Here is a 1,769-nt window from a genome sequence, read left to right as displayed (position 1 = left end):
ACTTCGCCATCGTGCTGGTCGCCGGCTGGTCCGGCCGCCCCGGCGCCGTGGGAGCGCAGGTATGAGTGGCCGTCTCATCGTCATCGGCCTTGGCCCCGGCAATGCCGATCAGGTCACCCCGGAGGCCAGCCGCGCTGTCGCCGAGGCGAAATTCTTTTACGGCTACAAACCCTATCTCGACCGGCTGGACCTGCGCCCGGACCAGACCCGCGTCGCTTCCGACAACCGCGAGGAACTCGCCCGCTCCAAGGACGCATTGAGCAAGGCTGCAGAGGGCCATGACGTCGCCGTGGTCTCCGGCGGCGATCCCGGCGTGTTCGCCATGGCGGCGGCCGTCTGCGAGGCGATCGAGGCCGGTCCGGTCGAATGGCGCGCAGTCGATGTCGCCGTGGTGCCCGGCATCACCGCCATGCTTGCGGTTGCCGCCCGCATCGGCGCGCCGCTCGGCCATGATTTCTGCGCCATCTCGCTCTCCGACAATCTAAAGCCATGGGAGTTGATCGAACTGCGCCTGCTGGCGGCGGCCGGTGCCGGCTTCGTCATCGCGCTTTACAACCCGATCAGCAAGGCCCGCCCCTGGCAACTCGGCCGCGCCTTCGAGTGCCTGACCGCCATCCTGCCGGGCACCACGCCGGTAATCTTCGGCCGCGCCGCCGGTCGCCCGGACGAGCGTATCGAGGTCTACCTGCTGGCCGATGTCGAGGCTGAAAAGGCGGACATGGCGACCTGCATCATCATCGGCTCGCCGGAAACCAGGATTATCAAGCGCACGGAGAAGCCGGCGCTGGTCTACACGCCGCGCTCGTCCACGGGACGGACAAAATGATCGATCCCAAATCGATCGACAATGGCGGCCAGCGCTTCGACGGTTTCAGCCGAGGGCACGTCCGGCAGATCAGGCCTGCGGATCATGACCACCTCGATGCCAAGCGCCCGCGCCGAGGCGATCTTGCCAAAGGTCGCCTCGCCGCCGCTGTTCTTGGACACCACGACATCGATGCGGTGCCTTTCGAGCAGCGCGCGTTCCTCCGCGTCGCGAAACGGGCCACGGGCCAACAGATATTCGGCGTCGGGCACGGCCAGCTTCGGCTCGACCGGATCGACACTGCGAATGACATAGTGGTGCTGGGGCGCTGCTTCGAAAGCCGCAACCTCTTGCCGGCCCAGTGCCAGAAAAACGCGGCGCGGCGCCGGTCCAAGCGCTTGCGCGGCATCGCCGACCGTACCGACCAACGTCCAGCGGTCGCCTTCGACAGGCTCCCAGCCGGGACGCCGCAGGGCAAGGATCGGCACGCCGGCCATGCGCGCGGCTTGTGCGGCATTGGCGGAGATTTGCGCCGCATAGGGATGCGTGGCGTCGATCAGCAGATCGGTGGCCGTTTCCGTGAGGTAAGCGGCCAGCCCGTCGGCGCCGCCAAAGCCTCCGCTTCGCACCGGCACGCCTTGCGCGACCGGGCTTTCGGTGCGGCCGGCCAGCGACAGTGTGACCGAGGCACGCGCCGCCAGTTTTCCGGCCAGTTGCCGCGCTTCGGTGGTGCCGCCGAGGATCAGGATACGGTGGGTCATTATGCCTGCTGAGCGTCAATCGCGAGCCGCCTGGCTGACAGTCGTCGGCATCGGCGAGGACGGTTTGGCGGGTCTCGGCGACGAGGCCAAGCAGCGGATTGCCCAGGCTGAGATCATCTTCGGCGGCAAGCGGCACCTCGCCCTTGTCGCTTCCTTCGCCAAGGGCGAGCCGCGCCCATGGCCGGTTCCGTTCGATGCCGAGA

Annotated in this window: 2 protein-coding genes and 1 pseudogene; 2 read left to right on the top strand and 1 reads right to left on the bottom strand. The window is 67.7% G+C overall.

The features are described from left to right. The first annotated feature begins 61 nt into the window (after window positions 1-61). Window positions 62-826 carry a precorrin-3B C(17)-methyltransferase gene (locus EN879_RS34615; protein ID WP_063168244.1) on the top strand — a complete coding sequence of 255 codons (765 nt, stop codon included), beginning with the start codon at window positions 62-64 and terminating at the stop codon, window positions 824-826. Here the strand turns inward: EN879_RS34615 and EN879_RS34610 are convergent. Continuing rightward, on the bottom strand, window positions 790-1,566 hold the full coding sequence (locus EN879_RS34610) for a cobalt-precorrin-6A reductase (protein WP_063168245.1): 777 nt from the start codon (window positions 1,564-1,566) through the stop codon (window positions 790-792). The two genes, EN879_RS34615 and EN879_RS34610, sit on opposite strands and share 37 nt — an antisense overlap. 1 nt (window position 1,567) lies before the next feature. Here EN879_RS34610 and EN879_RS34605 point away from each other — a divergent pair. Next, window positions 1,568-1,769, top strand: a pseudogene (locus EN879_RS34605) (cobalamin biosynthesis bifunctional protein CbiET); the annotation flags it as partial.

Source organism: Mesorhizobium sp. M7A.F.Ca.AU.002.02.1.1, from assembly GCF_003998535.1.
Taxonomy (GTDB): Bacteria; Pseudomonadota; Alphaproteobacteria; order Rhizobiales; family Rhizobiaceae; genus Mesorhizobium; species Mesorhizobium ciceri.
The sequence above is the reverse complement of the archived record's forward strand: the minus strand, read 5'-3'. Positions and strand labels throughout refer to the sequence as shown.

Excerpts from the sequence above, each read along its gene's own strand:
- EN879_RS34615 (WP_063168244.1), top strand. The coding sequence starts at position 62 with ATGAGTGGCCGTCTCATCGTCATCGGCCTTGGCCCCGGCAATGCCGAT.
- EN879_RS34610 (WP_063168245.1), bottom strand. The coding sequence starts at position 1,566 with ATGACCCACCGTATCCTGATCCTCGGCGGCACCACCGAAGCGCGGCAA.